Source organism: Isoptericola sp. Y541 (genome assembly GCF_059445465.1).
Genome location: NZ_JCAIUJ010000001.1, coordinates 756,355 through 775,078 on the forward strand (window position 1 = coordinate 756,355; position 18,724 = coordinate 775,078).

Sequence of the window (18,724 nt, forward strand, 5' to 3'; positions counted from 1 at the left end):
GTTCCACTGATCCGGAGAACTGTTGGGCGTCGTCGGGGCGTGGTACTGGGCGTCAGCCGGGCGCTGGTCCGAGTCCTCGTAGCCGGTCGAGTCCGGATAGGGCGAGGGTGGCGAAGGGCGCGTGCTCGGCGAGGTGCAGCACCTCGGTGCGAGCCCGGCGGGCCAGGGTCGCGGGGATGGTGAACAGGCGCAGTCGTATGCGTTTGGGTTCCCATCGGCGGGCGGCGTGGCCGGTCAGGGCGAGCATCTGCATCCACGCGGTCAGGTCGCCGGCGAGGGCGACGATGGCGCACCAGATCCGGTTGGCGTCGAATCCGTGCAGGGGCAGGTTCGCCAGGCCGGTCCTTCGCGATCCGGATGCGGTCCTCGCACCGGGCGCGGCGGCGGTGGCGCAGCTCGAGGTCGGGCAGCTGGGTGCCAGGCCCGCCGGGTGGTGTGTTGGTGGCGAACGCGGTGATCCTCATGCCGTCGACGTCCTCGAACCGTAGTTGTGCGCCGGGATGGGGGCGCTCCTTGCGGACGATGACCCGCATCCCGGGCGGCCAGCCGGTCAGGTCGAGCAGGTCGGTGAGCTCGGCGACCCACGCCCCGTCACGTACTTCGTCGTGGGCGTCGTAGGCCGGGGTCCACGCGCCCGCGGTGTTGAGCATCGCGATCAGGTCGGGTGTCTCGGGTGGCAGGGTGAACCCGACCGAGTACCCCAACCGTTGCTTGTGCAGCCAGGTGACGAACGCGCGGGTCCCGCCACCGCCGTCGGTGCGCACCAAGATCTTCTTCGACGCCCGCGTTCGCCTGGTGCGCCCGTTGCTGCCGGTCAGGTGGTCGGGCAGCTGCGCGAGTGCGGCCTTGACGACCTCGATGTGGTCGGTCGCGGTGTTGGAGCCCGCGTTTCCCGTCCGCAGCTTGATCTCGAGCGTCTCCCCGGTCCCCGTCTGGCCGTGGTCGACGAACGCGGCCAGCGGGTGGAACCCGAACCCGCGCTTGAACGTCGGCGCCGCCCGTTCCTACTCCGAGTGCGCGGTCACCAGGGTCGCGTCCAGGTCGATCACGAGCGGGTGGCGGGTGGCGATGTCGTGGTCCGGCGCCTGGTCGCCGGCCAGACTCCACGCCCGCGCCCGTGCGCCCGCCCGCGCCCGATCGCGGCCAACGCGGTATCGGCGTCGCCGGCAAGCGCGCTGATCATCCGGGAGACCGTCGGGTCCGATGCGACCGGGCCGTAGACCCCGGGCTCGGCGCGCACCATCGCGATGTCCGCGAGACAGTCACCGCCCATGGCCAGCGCGATCGCCAGATCGCACAGCACCTTGCCCGGATCGTGCACCGCGAGCGGCTTGCGCCACGACGACAGCGCCGCTCTCAACTCCCGGTCCAGGGCGGTCGAGCGGATCGTCTCGGTCAGCAGCACACCACCCGCCTGCCCGACCGCGCCCGAGGCGCGGACGTCCGCCTTCAACCGCGGATAGAACCCGCTACTCTTCCTCACCTGAAAGGTGCTCCTCGCCCTGGACTGCTACGACTCTCGACAAGCCGTATCTTCCCAGGTCAGGAGCACCTTTCTTCGTTCAGTCCGTCACCCGGACCGCCCCGCGATGAAAGCCCGAGGCTAGCCATCAACACGACCGTGGCGCCGGTGAACGAACACGCCCTCGCGCCCGTCCTCGCGGCTCGTGCAGCGTCGATGCCTGCGTCGGCGACCTCGAAGCCGACCTTGCCCAGCTTCGCGAGCTTGCCCGCCGGGAGGAATCCGGCCAGCAGCCAGGCGCAAGACTGCCACTTGCCGTCCGCGAGACATCCGAGCGCGTCACTCACACCGAGAACGCCCGCAAGTACGGGGTGGTCCTGCTCGAACCCCCGCACCCACGAGACGATCTCGTCCTTCACACTCGCCTCGGACCCGCCCACGATCGACGACTTGCCCGACGAGCCACCAGAGGAACCACTCGAGCTCGCCGTACCCCCGCTCGAGCCCGACCCCGAGCCGCCGCCACCTGCATTCGACGACGTCTTCACCGGTGGAATCACGAACTGTGGGGTCCACCCATTGCCCTTCGCGGTGTGGCGCACGGCGCTCTGGAACTGCCCCTGGGTGTCATGACGCCCATCCCCGGTGACCTCGCGCAGCCCGGTCGGGTCGGAGAACGTCACCGGGCTGGAGTGCGCGTACGCGTAACCGTGCCACTGCTGCGGATCCGCCAGATCCATCACCGGATCCACACTGACGAACCTGCCGATGGCCGGGTCGTAGTACCGGGCCCCGATCGCCGTCAACCCCGTGGCATCGGCCGGCTTGTCCAGGAACCCGTGATCCCCCGACCACGACACCGGCGCGGTACCACGGGCCTCACCAAACGGCGACTGATACCGGCGCGTCACCTTCCCCGTCACGTTCGTGACCGACACGCTCGCCGTCCCGTGACGATCACTCACCAGCGTGGAGACGCATCATGCCCAGGCAAATGCACGCCGTCGCGGTGTCGTTGCGAGCCAACGACTCAACCTTCGCCTATACAAGTAACTTGGGATTCGACTGGCGAGGCCCGGCGCTACTCGGAATGTGGCTTCCCTAGCATCGACGAGGCAGCAAATTCAATTTACCGAGAGAAAGCTCAGTGTCGGCCGGCGAGATTCAATCTCAAGACGCCCAAAGTCCCCTTGAAGCTCGAACCGAGTACCATTGGCAATAAATTCATCAATGGACCCAAGATCGCGTTCGCCAGATGCGTCTATCGCAGGCTTGACCCGGTCCTGACCGGTCCAGTGAATGTTGGAGACCTGCATAAACCGGATCTGTCCACGTCTGTAGCAGAACTGCTCCCCATTCCGCGGCGGAAGGTAATCAGGATGTCGATCGGTAAGAACTACCTCGATGTCGATCGTCGCCATCGTGAGCTCTAGTTCGATCCCGAGAACCCAGCTGTCCTCCAGGTATACGTCTTCGAATCCTGCAAGACTTACATAGTTGCTCATCCTTCGTCACCAGTCCCACTTTATCGGAGTGTGGTTCTCGACACTCCTGCGCATTACCTCATTGCCGTAGGGTCCCACCCGATTACCGGCGGCGTTTCGCATCTCCACGTGGGGGTGGCCGCTGCCCGGAGCGTTCGGGCTTCCCCGCTTGATTGTAATTCGAACCACACCGTTGTTGTCAGTATATTTGACTGGACCACTCGTCGTTTGGCTCCGCGTCCAACCCTGTGACTGGCCGAAGTGTCGAGTTGCGACGCAGTGATGCCGCCCACGCGGCGGCACCGCGCGGCGCCGGAGACGTGCGGCGTATCGCGGCTCGCACGGTCACCGGCGCGGCGTCCTACACCCGCCTGGAACGGATCAACTGGATGCTTGCCGTCTCCAAGGACTTCGACCTCCCCAAGCCGGTGCGCGAGCTCGCTTCCGCCGAGGTCGAGGAGCTGCGACAGGGCGCCGGGGTCGCGCCGGCCGTCAACCGGGTCAGGGCCGCTATCCGCCAGGCGGAGGAGGACGCGGAGCGCAAGCACCAGTCGTGGGCCGCCACGCCCTTCGACGCCACTCCCGCGGACGTCGACGATGCGGAGCACCTGACTCTTGTCGAGAGCGACCACGGCGGACGGCTGGAGGACGCACAGAACCCGGCCCGCGCCTCCAGCCGGCCAGCAGTCACAGCAGTCACAGCAGTCCAGGCACGCAGGTCCGCGCTCGAGTTCTCGTCCGTGCTGGATGGTGCCTCGGCGATCCTCCAGTTCGATCCCGCCGTCGTCGGCCCGCACCTCGACGAGGACACGTGGGCGACGCTCCATCGCACGGTCGAGTCCCTCCGGGTCTTGAGGTCGCCACCGAGACGCGCCGCGGAACGGTGCCGAAGAGCGCCTGATCACGACGGGCATCGAGCCTGGTCGCGCATCCGGACGCGGCGGCCTACCACCCTCCATCCGGGTCGTCAGGCAGCGTCGGCTGGACCCATCCGATCGGTGCGAGGACGGGCTCCCCTGGCGGCGCGGTGACGGTCGGGTGCAGCGCCTCGTCGACACGTCCCCAGCCGACGCCGCTCGCATCGCCCTCTTCCTGCCGAATCAGCTCTGCCTCGCCGATCTCGACCATCTCCTGCAGCACGGCGGAGGTGTCCGGCGCCAGACGGAGTCGCTCGATGTAGTGGCGCCCGGTCAACCCGGCGTCGATCTTGTGACCGAGCAGGGCCGCGGCCTCCGCGACGCCCATCTTGCGGGCCACGACCGTCGCTACGGTCTTGCGCAGCAGGTGTGGGTACACGCCGCTGAGCTGCGCCGCCGCCAGCGCGGCGCGCAGCGACCGGCGCAGGTTCGCCGGGGTCTGCGGCCTGCCGACGTTGCGGCCGTCACGGAACGTCCGTGAGGGAAACACCGGCATGTCAGCGCTGATGACCGCCGGACGGATCGACTCCAGCGCCTCGGCGGTGAACCGCGGCACGATCATCGAGCGCTGGCCGGCGTCGGTCTTCGGTCGTTCCTGCCGCACGGTGCCCTGCCCCTTGATGTCGACCATGGTGGCCGTGACCGCGATCGTCGGCAGCCCGTCCGGCGACAGGTTCACCTCGCCCCATCGCAGGGCCATCACCTCGCCGATCCGTAGGCCGGTGCCGAGCATGACGTCGACCACGGCCGGAAGGTGCCCGGTCGGCTTCGGGCCCGGCTGGCTGTGCCTCGAGGCCTGCCAGTCGCGCGTCGCTCTGCGCAGGCGCGCCACGTCGAGCGCGGACATGGCCACAGGTTCGGGCCGCTTCTTCGCCGGCGCGATCGTCTTGCGGGCCGGGTTGTCCCGGAGCGCGTCGTGGATCACCGCACGGTCGAGCACGGCGACCAGCGCGGCCCGCGCCTGGATGGCGGTGGCGAGCATGTCGTGCTTCCCGCCGGCCCTGCGCGTGCCAGGACCCCGTCCAGCCACTGCTGGCACGCCGCCGGGGTCAGCTCGTTCAGCTGCCGCTTGCCCAGGTGCGGCACGACGTGGTTCCCCAGGACCCGTTCGTACTCGTCGACGGTCTGGGGCAGCACCGGCGGATTCGGCCATGCCGTGCGTCCCGCATCTCGTTCACCCACTGCCGGCACGCCAGCCCCAACTTGGAGTCCGGGCGCAGCTCCGCCGAACCCCGTGCCGCGCCGAGCCGTTCGACGATCGCGGCCTACACCGCCAGCCTCGCCTCGACCGCGGAGTCGCGCGTGCGCGACACCTGCGTGTCGTCGCCGTCGAGCAGCCTCACCCGCACCTTGGCGCGCCACTTGGTGCCGGTCCGATAGACGAAGATCTCCCCGTGCTCGCCGGGCTTGAGCCTTCTCGCCGACATCGCGATCACCACCCCGACCCGTCGCCGTCGTCCGCGTCGGCGGCCGTATTGGTCGCCGCCCGGTTCCCGGGGCGCTCCGACGCGTGGTCGGACAGCCAGGTCGCGATGTCGTTCTCGTCGAACATCAGGTGCCGGCCGACCTTGTACGCCTTCGGCGCCGTCCCGCGACGACGCCAGGCGTGGACGACGCGCGGCGTCGTGTGCAACTTCTCGCACAGTTCGTCGAGCGTCCACATCGGGATATGGGACAAGTTGGTCCCGGGATCGTTGGCTTCCATGCCCCGTAGGTGTGATCCGGTGTACCTCACCGCCGGATCGTCCTCGGACGCACCCTCCGAACCGCGCACTTCGCGTGGCACAAGGCGTGGCATTTCCATGGTTCTCGCCCTTCGTCAGGGCGCCCCGGGAAAGCAAGAGGGCCGCTGACCTGGTGGTCAGCGGCCCTCAGCCGGTGGAGCTAGGGGGATTCGAACCCCCGACCTTCTCATTGCGAACGAGACGCGCTACCAACTGCGCCATAGCCCCGAGAGCGGTGCCAACATTAGCACCACGCCAAGGCAGGTCGCCAAATCGGGTCAGCCCGCCGCGCGACGTCGCGCGAGGATCTCGTCCAGGGGCAGTCCGAGCGTCTCGGTCCGGGGACGAGGCTCCTCTGTGGCGGCCGGAGCGGCGTCCGGACCGGGCGCGGACGACGCGCCCCGGCCGACCCCGGACGACCGGTCGGCACCGGCCCGACCCGAGCCCGCCGGCGTCACCGTCGAGCCGAGCGCGGCCTCCGTCGTCGCGGCGAGCGCGGCGGCACGAACCGCGTCACCGGCCGTCAACGCGCGGCCGGCGGTCGGTGCGGTCCCCGTGAGCGGGCGGGGCTGACGACGCGGGGCCGCCGGCTTCGTCACGTACGTGGGCAGGGGCACGGGAACCGGGTCCCAGGGCGCGCCCCCGACGCCCGGCGAGTTCACGACCACCACCGGTACCGCCGCGGGGGCGCCCGCAGGCGCTGCCGCCCTGTCGAAGACCGCCCGGCCCGTCCTCGAGCCCGTCGCCCCGGCGGGCCCAGACGACATCGCGGAGGGCGTGCGGGCCGGCTCGGGCTCCGCGCCCTCGTCGTCCGCTACCGCGCCGGGCGCTCCGCCGACCCCGGCGGGCACGGACGACGGCGCAGGCACGGGCTGTCGTGTGGCACGACGGTCGACGCGCTGCTCCGGCCGCTGCTCGGCGGGCCGCGGGTCCGACCGGCCGCCGGACGCGGCGGGCACGGGCACGCGCGGGATCATCTGCGTGTGGGTCGCGGACGGGCGCACGGCGTGCCCGGTGACGCGGGCCCGGTTGCGGGGTGCGTGCGGTCCGCCGTTCGCGAGCGCGCGGGCCTGCGTCGCCTGCCGCTGCGCGGCCTTGCGGTCCGCGGCCCAGCGCGCGTCGGAGCGTCGTGCCTGCAGCACGGCGACGCGGCCGAGCACCAGGGCGACGAGCAGCAGCGCGGTCGGCGCCACGGCCGCGTACCAGCTCACTGGCCCGAGGCCCACGACCACCCAGGCGACCGCCGTCGCGAGCAGCAGCAGGAGGGTGAGCAGCAGGCGGCGGCGCGCACGGGCCGCGCGCCGCTCGAAGAGCGCGAGGCGCGGGGCACGGGGCGCGTCGTTCGCCGCGGCCTCGGTCCGCGGGAGCCCGGGGGCACGCGGTGTGCGCCTGTCGTCGTCCTGACCCATCGGTCGCTCCCCTCGTCCGCCGTCTCCGCCACCGTCCGACGACGGGCCGGGCCCCAGCAGCGGCACCGACCCGCCGGACGGAATCGTCACCCCGCGCGCGCCGCCCGCGTCGGCCACCGCCAGTACCCGCAGCCCGGCGGAGAACCTGTCGTCCACCCGGGAGTCGAGCAGCTGCTGGCGGTGCCGCAGCCGGTGTGGCACCCAGAAGCCCAGCCACAGGACGAACAGCGCGAGCACTGCGAGTCCTGCCGCCGACGTTTCCACGTCACGACGGTAGGGGACCGCGCTAGTTCACGGACGGCACCGGTCCGGCGTGTCCGGTGTCGGGATGCCCGACGGGGCTCGTCAGTCGAGGCAGAACTCAGTCGACGCAGAACTCGTTGCCCTCGACGTCCTGCATCGTGATGCAGGACTCCTCCTCGCCATCGGCGAGCTGCGTGTACAGGTAGACGGCGCCCAACGGCTCGAGCCGGGCCTGCTCCGCCTGGAGCGCGGCGAGCCGCTCCTCCCCCACCAGCCCGGTGCCGACCCGCACGTCGAGGTGCACCCGGTTCTTGACGACCTTGCCCTCGGGGACGCGCTGGAAGTACAGCCGCGGGCCCACGCCCGTGGGATCGACGGCGGCGTCCGTCGCGCCCTCGGGCATGACGTAGCCGAGCACCTCGCACCAGAAGCGGGCGACGCGCTCGGGATCCGCGCAGTCGAAGGTGACCTGGAACTGTTTGACCGATGCCATCGGCCCACCGTATCGGCGCACGAGAGGCGCCCGCCAGACCCTGGGGAGAACCGCCCTAGCCCTCGCCCCGCGTCTGCTGCCAGCGGGCGAGGAGACCCTCCGGCACGTCCTCGGTGGTGAGCGCGAAGGTGCGGTGGTCGCGCCACTGCCCCTGGATGTGCAGGAAGCGTTCGCGCACGCCCTCGTCGCGGAAGCCCAGCTTGGCCACCACCCGCAGGCTGGGGGCGTTCTCGGGGCGGATGTTGATCTCGATGCGGTGCAGACCGAGCACCGCGAGGCAGTAGTCGCCCGCCATCGCGACCGCCGTCGGGATGACGCCCCGGCCGGCCACCTCCTGCGACACCCAGTAGCCGATGCTGGCCGAGCAGAGCGAGCCGTACACGATCTGGGAGACGGTCAGCTGCCCGACGAGCTCGCCGTCCAGCTCGACGGCGAAGGGCAGCGTCGTGCCGGCGCGGGCCTGCGCGGACAGCGCCCTCAGGTACTCGCCGAACGTCGCGGAGGTCGGACGCTCGCCGGGGGACGTGGCCTCCCACGGCTCGAGCCAGCGCGCGTTCCGGTTGCGCAGGCGCAACCAGTCCGGTCCGTCCTTGCGCCGCAGCGGCCGCAGCAGCAGGGCCCCGGACGGGCCGTCCTCGCGCAACGTGACCGGCCACGGTCGCGACACGGCCCATCCCCTGGCGTGCTTGTGCGTCATGCCACCTTGCTCCGTCCCGACGCTGCTGCCCGGATCCCGCCGGTCACCGCGGCACGGGCCATCCTCGGCGTCACCGGCGCGCGCCGGGACTCCCGGACGGGACCCTGCCACAATGGCCCCATGCACGGCGACCGCAAGGGATCGAGAGCACACCAGCCGTACCCGGTCGTCGCCGGGATGGAGCTGTCCGACGCCAAGGAGGAGCTCCGCCGGGTCATCCGTGCCCACCGCGCCGAGCGCTCGCCCCGCCTGCGGGACGAGGCCGCGCGAGCGTTCGCCGACATCCTCGCCACCGTGCCAGCGGTGCGCGACGCGCAGGTCGTCGCCACCTACGTCTCCCGCCCCACCGAGCCGGGCACCCACGTGCTGCTGCAACAGCTCGCCGACCGCGGCGCCCGCGTGCTGCTGCCCGTGCTCGGCGCGGGCCTGGCCCGCGACTGGGCCGAGTACCAGGGGCCGGACGACCTGCTCAAGCGTGCGCCCGGCCGCCCGCCCGAGCCCGGCGGCCCCGCGCTCGGCGCCGACGCCATCGCGCAGGCGGACGTCGTCGTCGCGCCCGCCCTCGCCGTCGACGACCGGGGCGTGCGCCTCGGCCAGGGCGGCGGCTGGTACGACCGCTCGCTGAAGATGCGCCGGCCGGGCGTGCCCGTCGTCGCGCTCGTCTTCCCCGAGGAGGTGTACGACAGCGCCGAGCACCCGCTGCCGTCCGCGGACCACGACGTGTCCGTGCACGCCGTCGTCACGCCCGAGGGCTGGCTGTCGCTGCCCGTCGGGTGAGCCTGTCGAAACCCACAGCCCCGCTGGTTGAGCCCGCTGGTTGAGCCTGTCGAAACCAGGTCTCGACAGGCTCGACCGACGAGATCGCTCAGGGGGTCAGCGTCGTGCGGACCTCCGCGGCGGCTTCGACGGCCTCGCGGGTGAACGGCCACGGGAACGTCTCCCCCGCGGCCCACTCGTCGAGCTGGTCGTCGTAGTGGGACGACGCCGGGTGACCCGACGTGCCCGTCACCGTGACCCACGTTGACGCGTCCAGGTCGGCCATATCCACCACCATGCGCATCGACGGCCCCGTGGTCACCGCGAAGCTGCCGGTGCCGGCGTCCCAGCCCGTGGCGTTGACGATCGCCGACCCGCCGGGCATCCGCACGCCGTCCGGGTTGACGAGGTCGCGCACGAGGACGGGCACGTCGGTGCCGCCGAGCACCGAGTGCTCGAGCCGCAACGTGTGCAGCGTTCCCCAGTCCCAGTCCTTCGGCTCCTTGGACAGCTCGACCGTGAGGTCGCGCCGGGCGCTGGTGAGCGCCCGCGTGAGGATCTCGTCGCGCGTCTCGACGACGTTCACCGTGGCGCGGTCATCCCAGAAGGTGTCGTCGGAGCGCTCGAGCATCGACTTCACCACCATGAGCCACTGGTCGCCGCCCGAGGGGCGCATGCTCGCGGGCAGGTCGTCCCAGAACGTCTCCTGCAGCAGGTTGCGCCACACGGCCGCGAAGTACGCGGCGGCCGGGGAGTCGGCGTCCATCCGGTAGTCCCAGTCGGCGAGGAGCTCCTGCCCCGCGGCGTCGAACGAGTCGTCGAGGTCGAGATCGACGAGCACGGGCACGAGCGCTTCGGCGAAGGCCGACCAGTCGTCGTTCTGGATGCGGTTCATGTCCTCGGCGGTGAACGGCCGGCCCGCCGCGATCTGCTCGGTCAGGAGGGTGCGGATGCGCTCCGAGCGATAGCCGTAGTCCCAGTCGTCGGTGAGGAACGAACTCGCCCCGTCGCGCAGCACGGCCTGGTTGGCGGCCACGACGAACCCCTCCTCGGGATCGAGGGAGCGGGGCATGTCGCCGTCGTCCACCCAGCCCTTCCAGTCGTAGCGGGGGTCCCAGCCGGGCCGCGGCCAGGAGCCGTCGGACGGCACCGGGCCCTTGACGTCGGAACGCACCGGGATACGGCCGGGCGCCTGGAACCCGATATGTCCGTCGGAGGTCGCAAACACGATGCTCTGCGCGGGCACCTCGAAGAGCGCGGCCGCGGACTTGATGTCCTTCGCGTCCTTCGCCGTGTCGAAGGCGAAGACGGCGTCCGCGGTGCGGCCCGGCTGCAGAGCCGTCCACTGCAGCGCGACGGCGTACTCGCCGAACTCCGTGCCGTCCTCGGTGGGCGAGCCGACCACGTCCCCCACGCCGAGCGCGTCCGAGACGATCGGGCCGTGCTCCGTGCTGCGCACCGTGAGATCGACGGGACTGGCCCCCGCGACCCGGATGGTCTCGGTGCGCACGTCGAGGGGCTCCCACTCCTCGGCGTCCGCGTCGCGCAGCCAGGTGTCGCCCCGCACGCGTTCGATGAAGAAGTCGGTGACGTCGGCGCCCATGTTCGTCAGGCCCCACGACAGGTCACCGTTGTGCCCGATGACGACGCCGGGGAAGCCGGCGAACGAGAAGCCTGTGACGTCGAACGGGCACTCGGCAGTGACCTCGTTGCAGTGCAGGCCCACCTGTGACCAGATGCCCGGGGCGGACAGCTCGAGGTGCGGGTCGTTGGCGAGCATCGGCTCGCCGGACGCCGTGTGCTCCCCCGACACGGCCCACGAGTTCGAGCCTGCGGCGTCGCCGCGGCCCACCAGCACGGGCACCGCCTCGAGCGCACCGCGGGCGGAGTCGACCGCCGCGCTCAGCGCGTCCGTCGCCGCCCCGCCGCCCGACGTCCGGCCCGAGAGCGCGGACGCCAGCTCGGCGTCCGTGGCCGGATCCTCCTCGGACTTCCCGTCCTTGTCCGACGTGCTGTCGTTCGCCAGGTCGCGGTTGCGCAGAACGGGGTGGTTGCCGCTGTCGTCGTAGGCGGGGAACAGCTCGTCCACCAGGTCCGACTCGCCGAGCGTGCTGTAGGCGAGGGCGCGGTCTAGCTCGCTGTCATAGTTGCCGCGCAGGTCCCACGCCATGGCCTTGAGCCAGGCCAGCGAGTCCACCGGGTCCCACGGCTCAGGCTCGTCGATGTCGACGCTCGCCCCGAGCACGGTGTACTCGACGGCGATCTCCTCCGGGTCGCGATCCTCGAGGTAGGCGTTGACGCCCTGCGCGTACGCCTGGAGATAGGCGCGGGACTCGTCGGAGATCAGGTGCCACTCCTGCTCGGCCACCTGGCGCCAGCCGAACGTGCGCGTGACCTTGTCGGCCTCGATCGCGGCCGGGACGTTGCCGACCAGCTCCGCGACCCGGCCGGCCGTCACGTGGCGCCGGTAGTCCATCTCGAAGAAGCGGTCCTGCGCCTGCAGGTAGCCCTGGGCGCGGAACAGGTCCTCGGCCGTGTCGGCGTACACCTGCGGCACATCCTGGGCGTCACGACGCACCTCGACCGCGGAGGTGAGGCCCGGCACCTGCTGGGTGCCGTCGTGGTCCGGCAGCGGGCGGCGCCCGGTGACGACGCCGAACACGACCGTGGCCACGACCGCCAGGACCACGACGACGGCGACGCCGACGGCCGCGCTGCGGAGCCGCGAACGGGGCCGCCGAGGGGGTGCCGGCTCGGTCTCCGTCACGTCCGACGAGAGGTCCGGGTCGGACGGGCTTCCAGGTGCTGCAGGGCTGGCGGTCGCTGACACGCAGGCGAGACTACCGCCCGGCGTATGCTTGGCACTCGCATCACCCGAGTGCCAGCACCGTCCGTCGCGCGGACGTGCCAACGTCCGCCCCGAGGAGATCACGTGCCCACCTACGCGTACCGGTGTGCCGACTGCGGCCACGCCTTCGACGTCCACCAGTCGTTCACCGACGACTCGCTGACCGTCTGCCCCGAGTGCGGCGGCCAGCTCCGCAAGCAGTACGGGTCGGTCGGGGTGACGTTCAAGGGCACAGGCTTCTACCGGACGGACTCCCGCGCCGGCTCGGACAAGAGCGCGGTGTCGGCAGAGAGCTCCGCCGGCAAGAGCTCCGACTCGTCGACGAGCAAAGAGTCCGCGGGCAGCTCGTCCTCGTCGGGCAGCTCGAGCTCTTCGAGCGGCTCGTCGTCCGCCTCATCCACGTCGTCGGGCTCCTCCAAGGCCGCGTCCAGCTGAGCCCTGCGCCGTCGGCCGGCCTGTCGGCCGAGCCCTCGGCCATCCTGACGACTCCGCGCCGTCCCGGGCGCTGACCCTGCCCCCAGACCGGCGTCGTCCACAGATCGCGCCCGGACGCGGCCGGAGCCGTCGTGGCCGCACCTAGCGTCGCCGCCATGCCGTTGCCCGACGCGCCCGTCCGCCCCTCCCGCCCTCGACGCCCCGACCCCCCGGCCCGCCACGAACCGGGCGGTCGGACCGGCCGGCGACGTCTGGCCCGGCGGCTGCGCGGTGTCCTCTGGCGCGGTCGGTTCGTGCTCGCCGCGCTGTGCTGCGGCCTCGCGGCGACGACCGTCGTGCAGGCGCTCCGCCCTGCGCCGCCACCGACGGTCGACGTGGTCGTCCCCGCGCATGTCCTGCCGGCCGGCGAGGTCGTGCACGCCGACGACCTCGCCACGGCGACCGTGCCCGCCGCCCTCGCCCCCGACGGTGTGGTCACCGACGCCGCCGCCGTCGTCGGCCGATCGCCCGCGATCGCGCTCCCCGCCGGCATCCCGCTGCATCCCGACCTCGTCCCGGGCGGCGGCGTGGTGGCGCAGGCGCCCGACGGCAGCGTGGTGGTGCCCGTGCGCCTCGACGACACGGCGTCCGGGTGGCTGCGGCCGGGCGACCGCGTCGACCTGGTCGTCACGGGTGAGGCCGCACGGGCGGTCGGCGACGGCGAGGACGGCGGCGCCGACACCTACCTCGCGCGCCGGGCCCTGGTGCTGCCCCGGCCGGCGGACGACGGCCAGGAGGGTGCGGCCGGCGGCCTCCTCGGCGGTGGCGGCACCACGCCCGACGGGGCCGACGTCACCCTCGTGGCCGTGTCCCCCGACGAGGCCCCGTCACTGTCGGCGGCGTCCGGGTGGGGCACCGTCGGCGCCGTGCTCGTGCGGTGACCAGGCCGACCAGCCGTTGCACCCCGCGGCTTCCCCCGCGAGAATCGGCCACCGTCAGTCGTCCCCGGGACACCCCGGGGGGAACAGCAAGGGGGGAACTACGTGAAGAGCTTGCTCGCGGGCTTCAAGGAATTCGTCATACGAGGAAACGTCGTCGACCTCGCGGTCGGCATCGTCATCGGCACCGCGTTCACGGCCGTCGTCGCCGGCCTGCTCGACGGCATCATCAACCCGCTCATCGCGGCGATCTTCGGCGAGCCGGACATCTCGGATGTCGGTCGGTTCGTGATCAACGACTCCGTCTTCAGCGTCGGAGTCTTCCTCAACGCCGTGCTGAACTTCCTCATCATCGCCGCCGCCCTGTACTTCGTCGTCGTCGCGCCGCTCAACCACCTGGCCGAGCGCCGCGCCCGTGGACAGGAGCCCGAGCCAGAGGCCCCGGCCGAGGACACCGCCCTGCTGCAGGAGATCCGCGACCTGCTCGCCGCGCAGTCGGGCCGCCCCCAGCCCTGACCGGTACGGCGGCCGCACAACGGCCACAGCCGTCAGCGTCGACCCCAGTGCGGCGGGACGTCGCGCGTCAGGCGGTCGTCGTTGTCGCCGTGGCCGCCGCGGTCGTCGGCGGTCTCCCCCAGCACCGTCTCCCGCTCCCCGCCGCGCCGCACCGCGCGGCGGGGCCGCCTGCGCCGGGGCTCGCCGGCCGACGTCGAGCCCGACGTCGGCGGGTTCTCGTCACGTTCGCTCACCCGACCATTGTCCGGCACCGCACCGCACCGCACCGCACCGCACGGCACCGCACGGCGTGGGACCGCTCAGTCGTCCGACCGCGGCTCGGTCCGGCCGTCCTCGACATCCCCATCGGCATCGACTACATCGCCGTCCCCGGGAACTACCTCGGCGTCCGGAGGAACTACCTCGACGTCGTCGTGCGCGTCCTCGATGTCCTCGTCGGGGAGCACGGGCACCACGACGTCGCGCGGTGGCACGACCCCGCCCGCGGTGCCGATCCGCTCGTCCCGCACCCGCTGGACCAGCCGGCGCACGCGGTCGGCCTCGCCGTCGGGGTCGAGGAACGCCGCGGCGGACCAGACCTGGGTCACGACCCACCCCACGCGCTCGAGCCGCTCCGCGAGCTGGCGGTCGCGGACCCGGACCGACGGCTCCGCCACGTACGCGGCGTCGTCGGTGAGCACGGCGACGAGCAGCTCGCCCGGCAGGTCGGGGTGCCCGACCGCCAGCGGGATGCGGTCGCCGTCGGATGCCCCGTAGTCCGTCTCGACGAGGTAGCCGAGCTTCCAGAGACGCTCGCCGAGGTCGACGAGCAGCCGGTCGGGGGCGCGGCCCACGTCGACGCCGTTGCCGAGGAGCACCTGGTCGGCGACGCCGGAGCGCCGCTCGGCGAGCTCCAGGGTCTCGACCAGCAGCCGCGGCCCGGCGCCCCGCAGGCGCTCCGGGTCGAGGGCATCGGCCCGGAAGCACGAGACCACGTGCAGCCGCTTGCGGGTGGCGCCGAGCGCGCCGACGAGCATGGCCTCTCCCCCGGCGTCGCCCAGCACACCGAAGCGGTGCAGCACGCGGCCGTGCGGCGTCCGGCCGAAGCCCACGGACAGCAGCACGGTGTCCCGCGAGAGGCCGGCCACGCCGGTGATGTCGGCGACCACGACCGGCTCCGGCCGCGAGCCGGAGAAGAACGGCGCCAGCGCCGGGTTGGACCGCACCTCCGCGAGCAGTGCCTCGCGCACCCGGTCGGCGTGCGCGGCCGTCACGGTGACGATCGCGAACGTCTCCTCGGGGCGGGTCAGGGCGTGCTCGATCGAGACCTCGACCACGCGGTCCACCTCGGCCTGCGTGCTCTCGACGCTGCCCGAGACCGGGTCCGGCATCCCGGCGCCGTCCACGACGTCGAGGTGCACCAGGGCCTCCGCGCGTGGCAGCGGGGCGGGGCGCAACAGCCCCTCGTACCCGTGGGCGGCGAGCAGGCGGGTCAGCTCCGGGTCGCGGCTGTTCTCGTGCGGCTGGAGCGTCACCGTGGGCAGCAGCGCGGCGAGCTCCCGCACGCTGGAGCCGGACGCGGACCGCGGGTCACCCACCACCACCACCTGGCGCCCGCGCGCGAGGGCCGGCACCACCACCTCCGTGGGCACGTGCTGCACGGCGTCCAGGATCACGACGTCGGCCGTGCGGTGCTGGGGCAGCAGGTGCGGCACGAGCGTCGGGGTGGCGACGAGCGCGGGGCGCAGCCGGCGCAGCACGTCGCCGTGCCGCTCCGCGATGTCGCGCAGCGTGGTCATCCGGCCCTCGATGAGCTCCGTGAACAGGGCTTCCGCGCCGTCGCGGTTCTCCCGCATCGCGGTGCCGAGGTGCGCGCGAGCCGCGACCCGCACCGGCTGCGAGAGTGCCGCGAGGTGCTCGCGGTCGAGGTCGCGGAAGCGGCGGGCGAGGGCGTCGAGCCCGGTGCCGTCCTGCCCGGCGAGCACGGGGTCGGCGGCCAGCAGCTGCTCGAAGACGGACGACCACCAGGCGAGCTCGAGCTCGGCCGAGACCAGGTCGCCCGGCACCCGCCGGTCGGTGAGGTCGTCGACCAGGTCGCCGATCCCGGCGGCCCGCGCCAGGCGCAGCAGGTTCGTGCGCTCGGGGAGCACACCCAGCGCGTCGGCGGAACCCGCGAGCCGCTGCAGCCGCTCCGTGAGCCCGTCGAGGTCGAGGTCCAGCAGGTGGCCGCCGAGCATCGTGGGCGCGAGCACCGGCTCGAGGGCCTCGAGGTCGATGCGCACCGCCCCGTAGGTGTCCTCGATGGACGCGAGCCCCTCGGGCAGCGTCGGCCAGCCGCCGCGCTGGGCGTGCTCCGCCCAGACGTCCCGCTGCTCCTGCACCTGGACCAGCGCCTCGTGCAGGTTCGACACCCGCACGCCCGGGCGCACCATGTCCTTGGCCCGCTTGCGCAGCCGCCGCCCCGCGAACCAGCCCATCTCCACCCCGTGCTCGGCCCGCCAGCGCCGCGACGCCGTCGCCTGCACCAGGTCGGCGGCGGTGCGCTCGAAGACCATCGGGTGGAACAGGTCGAGGGTGCTGCGCATCCCGCCCAGCATCGCGAGCTGATCGCCCCACCCGCGCACCGTCGTCGGCGCCGTCAGGCCGGTGACCTCGCCCGTGTACGCGAGCTGGCGGCGCAGCTGCGGCACCGTGACGTCGCGCAGCCGCTCGACGCGCACGAGGGCCTGGCGCGCGTCGTCGTCGGTCAGCAGGAGCGCCCCGTACCAGGGGGTGGACGACGGGCGCAGCGTGAAGGCGCCCAGCACGGCCGCGCGCTCCAGCCCGCCGGCGATCTCGCGCCGCCGCTCGGCGCTCAGGGCCAGCACGGACTCCGACGCCAGCCGCACGGTGGTCGACGGCGCCGGCCGCTCGGAGGTGAGCCGGGCGAGCGCCTGCAGCGCATCGTAGGCCGAGACCTGCCACGGCGAGCGCGGCTGGTGCAGGGCCTCGATGTACCCGCTGAGCTGGGCACGCGTGCCTATCAGCGCGTCGCGCACCCGCGCGGCGCCGTCCACGTCCACCTGCTCCGGCTCGCTCGCCATCGCCGACAGCAGCCGCCGGGTCACGTCCTCGCGCCAGGTCGGGTGCGGTGGCACGTCGAGCAGCAGGCTTTCGAGGCCGAGCGAGTCGAGCCGCAGCGCAAGCCGGTCCGCGGCCCGCCGGTGGCCCGTCACGTAGAGCACGGACCGGCCGGCCGCGGTCGCCTCGCCGACGACGGCGGCCAGCGTGCCCGCGACGTCCGAGCCCACGGGTGCATCCACGAACAGGTGCCCGCCCGTGGCCAGTGCGTCGAGCACCGAGCGCTGCTGCGGGTCGAGGTCGCCCACGCCGCGCTCGCGCGTCGGGTCGGCGTCCCCGCGTCGCGGCGCGGGGAGCTCGAGGGCGGCGAGCCTCTCCGCGGCGGCGTCGACGCCGGCGAGGGCGGCGACCACCTCGTGCCGGTGCAGGGCGGGCGCGAGCTGGTCGAGGTCGTCGACGAGGGCCTGGCCCGGGTGCACGAAGGTGCCCACGAGCACGCGCCGGTCGAGGTGGAAGTCGTCGAGCACGGCCTCGCCGAGCGCGGTCACCCGGGCCAGCACGTCGGCGGGGTCGAACCCGGCGAGCGTGAACGTCGCCTTCGCGAGCGACGCCGGGTCCAGCAGGGCCCCGTGCGCCCGCAGCGTGCGCGCCACCACGGGGTTGATCTCGACGGTCGGTTCCAGCGTGAGGTCGTAGTCGGCGCCGCCGTCCCCGCGGGGGGTGAGCGTCACCGGGCGCAGCACCACCGGCGCGTGCACCACACGGCCGGTGGGCGGGGCGTCGTCCGGGCTCGACGGGGTCGCGCGCGGGGCGGCCGGCTTCTGCGCCGCCATCGACACGACCGGGATCGAGGCGGTCAGCGCCGGGCCCTCCTCCGCGTCCGAGGGATCGCCGTCGGGCGCGCCACCCGGGGTGTCGGCCGCCGTGCCGCCCGGCCCGGCGCCCGGCCCGGCGTCGTCGGGTGCCTCGGCGTCGGGTGCGCCGTCCGTCCCGAGTGCGCCGTCCTCGGCGTCGGGCTCGGTGGCGGACACCGAGGCGACGCGGGCAAGCGCCGCGACGTCGTGCCGCTGCGGGCCGCCGCCGCCGAACGGCACCTCGGGCCCGTCGTCGTGCTCCACCCAGGTGGCGACGCCGATCGCGAGGTACGTGGGCGCGACGCCGTAGCGCGAGGCGTGCTCGGCGGCACGGGCCGCGACCGCCCGGGCACGACGACGCGCCGCGGGCAGCGCGTCGCCCTCGCGGATCAGGTTGGACAGGCGCGTGGGGCGGCCGGCGAAGAGCCCGGCGACTCCCGACGGGTGCGCCGCGGAGAGATCGACGACCGCCTCCCCGAGCAGCCCCACGTCGGACAACGACGAGCCGCCCACCATCTCCACCAGGGACGACCGCCACCGCCGCGTCGCGGCCTCGACCGCGGCCGCGGCGGCGGACGACGCGCTCTCGGACACCCTCCGGCCGGACGGCCCGCTCGAGCTCCCGGCCGCGGCCGGTGGCCCCGGAGGCGCGGCGGACGGGGAGTCGAGGCTCGCCGCATCGTCGTCGGCCGCCGCCGGGTCGCCGGCGGCCCGACCCGTCCCTGGGGACGCGGCCGGCGCGGCGGGCACCCCGGCAGAGGGGTCGACCGCGGTCGTGGCGTTGGATCGTCGGGCGGCTCTCACGCCAGCACGGTAGAACGGCCGACCCCTCGCGGAGGCCTCGGCACGCCGACCTTCGGCGGTTGAGCCTGTCGAAACCACCGCAGCGGCTCCGACGCCAACCGGGTGCGACCACGTAGACGCCCCCTC

Annotated in this window: 16 protein-coding genes, 1 tRNA gene and 1 pseudogene; 4 read left to right on the forward strand and 14 right to left on the reverse strand. The window is 73.1% G+C overall.

Annotation, left to right across the window (positions count from 1 at the left end; genetic code table 11):
- Positions 1–52 precede the first annotated feature (52 nt).
- The 11 genes and pseudogenes from AC1C2V_RS03395 to AC1C2V_RS03445 all read right to left on the reverse strand — a co-directional run bounded on the left by AC1C2V_RS03395 (position 53) and on the right by AC1C2V_RS03445 (position 8,429).
- Positions 53–1,483, reverse strand: a pseudogene (locus AC1C2V_RS03395) (IS1380 family transposase).
- A gap of 59 nt (positions 1,484–1,542) precedes the next feature.
- A complete protein-coding gene (locus AC1C2V_RS03400) occupies positions 1,543–2,400 on the reverse strand; it encodes an RHS repeat-associated core domain-containing protein (RefSeq protein ID WP_495388153.1) in 858 nt (285 codons plus the stop codon).
- A gap of 186 nt (positions 2,401–2,586) precedes the next feature.
- Positions 2,587–2,967 (reverse strand): hypothetical protein, encoded by a 381-nt coding sequence (locus tag AC1C2V_RS03405; RefSeq protein WP_495388154.1) that lies wholly within the window; start codon positions 2,965–2,967, stop codon positions 2,587–2,589.
- Positions 2,968–3,891: 924 nt separating this feature from the next.
- Complete coding sequence (locus AC1C2V_RS03410) at positions 3,892–4,845, reverse strand: site-specific integrase (protein WP_495388155.1); 954 nt, start codon at positions 4,843–4,845, stop codon at positions 3,892–3,894.
- The gene (locus AC1C2V_RS03415) at positions 4,785–5,054 is read right to left on the reverse strand and encodes a tyrosine-type recombinase/integrase (RefSeq protein WP_495388156.1); all 270 of its coding nucleotides are present in this window, start codon (positions 5,052–5,054) and stop codon (positions 4,785–4,787) included. Before AC1C2V_RS03415 ends, AC1C2V_RS03410 begins: the two co-directional genes overlap by 61 nt.
- Before the next feature lie 74 nt (positions 5,055–5,128).
- Positions 5,129–5,290 carry a hypothetical protein gene (locus AC1C2V_RS03420; RefSeq protein ID WP_495388157.1) on the reverse strand — a complete coding sequence of 54 codons (162 nt, stop codon included), beginning with the start codon at positions 5,288–5,290 and terminating at the stop codon, positions 5,129–5,131.
- Positions 5,291–5,295: 5 nt separating this feature from the next.
- Positions 5,296–5,526 carry a helix-turn-helix domain-containing protein gene (locus AC1C2V_RS03425; protein WP_495388158.1) on the reverse strand — a complete coding sequence of 77 codons (231 nt, stop codon included), beginning with the start codon at positions 5,524–5,526 and terminating at the stop codon, positions 5,296–5,298.
- Positions 5,527–5,742: 216 nt separating this feature from the next.
- Positions 5,743–5,815, reverse strand: a tRNA-Ala gene (locus AC1C2V_RS03430).
- A 50-nt stretch (positions 5,816–5,865) separates the two neighbouring features.
- The gene (locus tag AC1C2V_RS03435; protein ID WP_495388159.1) at positions 5,866–7,260 is read right to left on the reverse strand and encodes a hypothetical protein; all 1,395 of its coding nucleotides are present in this window, start codon (positions 7,258–7,260) and stop codon (positions 5,866–5,868) included.
- Positions 7,261–7,357: 97 nt separating this feature from the next.
- Positions 7,358–7,732: a VOC family protein gene (locus tag AC1C2V_RS03440; RefSeq protein ID WP_495388160.1), complete on the reverse strand. Its 375-nt coding sequence runs from the start codon at positions 7,730–7,732 to the stop codon at positions 7,358–7,360.
- A 55-nt stretch (positions 7,733–7,787) separates the two neighbouring features.
- Entirely contained in the window at positions 7,788–8,429 is a 642-nt protein-coding gene (locus AC1C2V_RS03445; RefSeq protein WP_495388161.1) for a GNAT family N-acetyltransferase, read from the reverse strand.
- A 120-nt stretch (positions 8,430–8,549) separates the two neighbouring features.
- Here AC1C2V_RS03445 and AC1C2V_RS03450 point away from each other — a divergent pair, with 120 nt between their 5' ends.
- Positions 8,550–9,206 (forward strand): 5-formyltetrahydrofolate cyclo-ligase, encoded by a 657-nt coding sequence (locus AC1C2V_RS03450; RefSeq protein WP_495388162.1) that lies wholly within the window; start codon positions 8,550–8,552, stop codon positions 9,204–9,206.
- A gap of 88 nt (positions 9,207–9,294) precedes the next feature.
- Here AC1C2V_RS03450 and AC1C2V_RS03455 read toward each other — a convergent pair whose 3' ends face one another.
- A complete protein-coding gene (locus AC1C2V_RS03455) occupies positions 9,295–11,952 on the reverse strand; it encodes a penicillin acylase family protein (protein ID WP_495388441.1) in 2,658 nt (885 codons plus the stop codon).
- 165 nt (positions 11,953–12,117) lie between these two features.
- Here AC1C2V_RS03455 and AC1C2V_RS03460 point away from each other — a divergent pair, with 165 nt between their 5' ends.
- From AC1C2V_RS03460 to mscL, 3 genes are all read left to right on the forward strand, one after another.
- Positions 12,118–12,468: an FmdB family zinc ribbon protein gene (locus AC1C2V_RS03460; RefSeq protein ID WP_495388163.1), complete on the forward strand. Its 351-nt coding sequence runs from the start codon at positions 12,118–12,120 to the stop codon at positions 12,466–12,468.
- Positions 12,469–12,623: 155 nt separating this feature from the next.
- The gene (gene cpaB, locus AC1C2V_RS03465) at positions 12,624–13,388 is read left to right on the forward strand and encodes a Flp pilus assembly protein CpaB (protein ID WP_495388164.1); all 765 of its coding nucleotides are present in this window, start codon (positions 12,624–12,626) and stop codon (positions 13,386–13,388) included.
- Between the two features lie 102 nt (positions 13,389–13,490).
- Entirely contained in the window at positions 13,491–13,901 is a 411-nt protein-coding gene (gene mscL, locus AC1C2V_RS03470) for a large conductance mechanosensitive channel protein MscL (RefSeq protein WP_495388165.1), read from the forward strand.
- Between the two features lie 32 nt (positions 13,902–13,933).
- Here the strand turns inward: mscL and AC1C2V_RS03475 are convergent, their stop codons facing one another.
- Together AC1C2V_RS03475 and AC1C2V_RS03480 are read right to left on the reverse strand one after the other, a co-directional pair.
- Positions 13,934–14,134: a hypothetical protein gene (locus AC1C2V_RS03475; RefSeq protein ID WP_495388166.1), complete on the reverse strand. Its 201-nt coding sequence runs from the start codon at positions 14,132–14,134 to the stop codon at positions 13,934–13,936.
- Positions 14,135–14,200: 66 nt separating this feature from the next.
- Positions 14,201–18,310 (reverse strand): PDDEXK-like endonuclease domain-containing protein, encoded by a 4,110-nt coding sequence (locus tag AC1C2V_RS03480; protein WP_495388442.1) that lies wholly within the window; start codon positions 18,308–18,310, stop codon positions 14,201–14,203.
- Positions 18,311–18,724: the final 414 nt, after the last annotated feature.

What these genes read in the sequence shown, in the direction of transcription:
- AC1C2V_RS03445 (WP_495388161.1), bottom strand. Translation starts at nt 8,429, where the DNA reads ATGACGCACAAGCACGCCAGGGGATGGGCCGTGTCGCGACCGTGGCCG.
- AC1C2V_RS03410 (WP_495388155.1), bottom strand. Translation starts at nt 4,845, where the DNA reads ATGCTCGCCACCGCCATCCAGGCGCGGGCCGCGCTGGTCGCCGTGCTC.
- cpaB (WP_495388164.1), top strand. Translation starts at nt 12,624, where the DNA reads ATGCCGTTGCCCGACGCGCCCGTCCGCCCCTCCCGCCCTCGACGCCCC.
- AC1C2V_RS03480 (WP_495388442.1), bottom strand. Translation starts at nt 18,310, where the DNA reads ATGGTGGGCGGCTCGTCGTTGTCCGACGTGGGGCTGCTCGGGGAGGCG.
- AC1C2V_RS03440 (WP_495388160.1), bottom strand. Translation starts at nt 7,732, where the DNA reads ATGGCATCGGTCAAACAGTTCCAGGTCACCTTCGACTGCGCGGATCCC.
- AC1C2V_RS03450 (WP_495388162.1), top strand. Translation starts at nt 8,550, where the DNA reads ATGCACGGCGACCGCAAGGGATCGAGAGCACACCAGCCGTACCCGGTC.
- AC1C2V_RS03405 (WP_495388154.1), bottom strand. Translation starts at nt 2,967, where the DNA reads ATGAGCAACTATGTAAGTCTTGCAGGATTCGAAGACGTATACCTGGAG.
- AC1C2V_RS03425 (WP_495388158.1), bottom strand. Translation starts at nt 5,526, where the DNA reads ATGTGGACGCTCGACGAACTGTGCGAGAAGTTGCACACGACGCCGCGC.
- AC1C2V_RS03420 (WP_495388157.1), bottom strand. Translation starts at nt 5,290, where the DNA reads ATGTCGGCGAGAAGGCTCAAGCCCGGCGAGCACGGGGAGATCTTCGTC.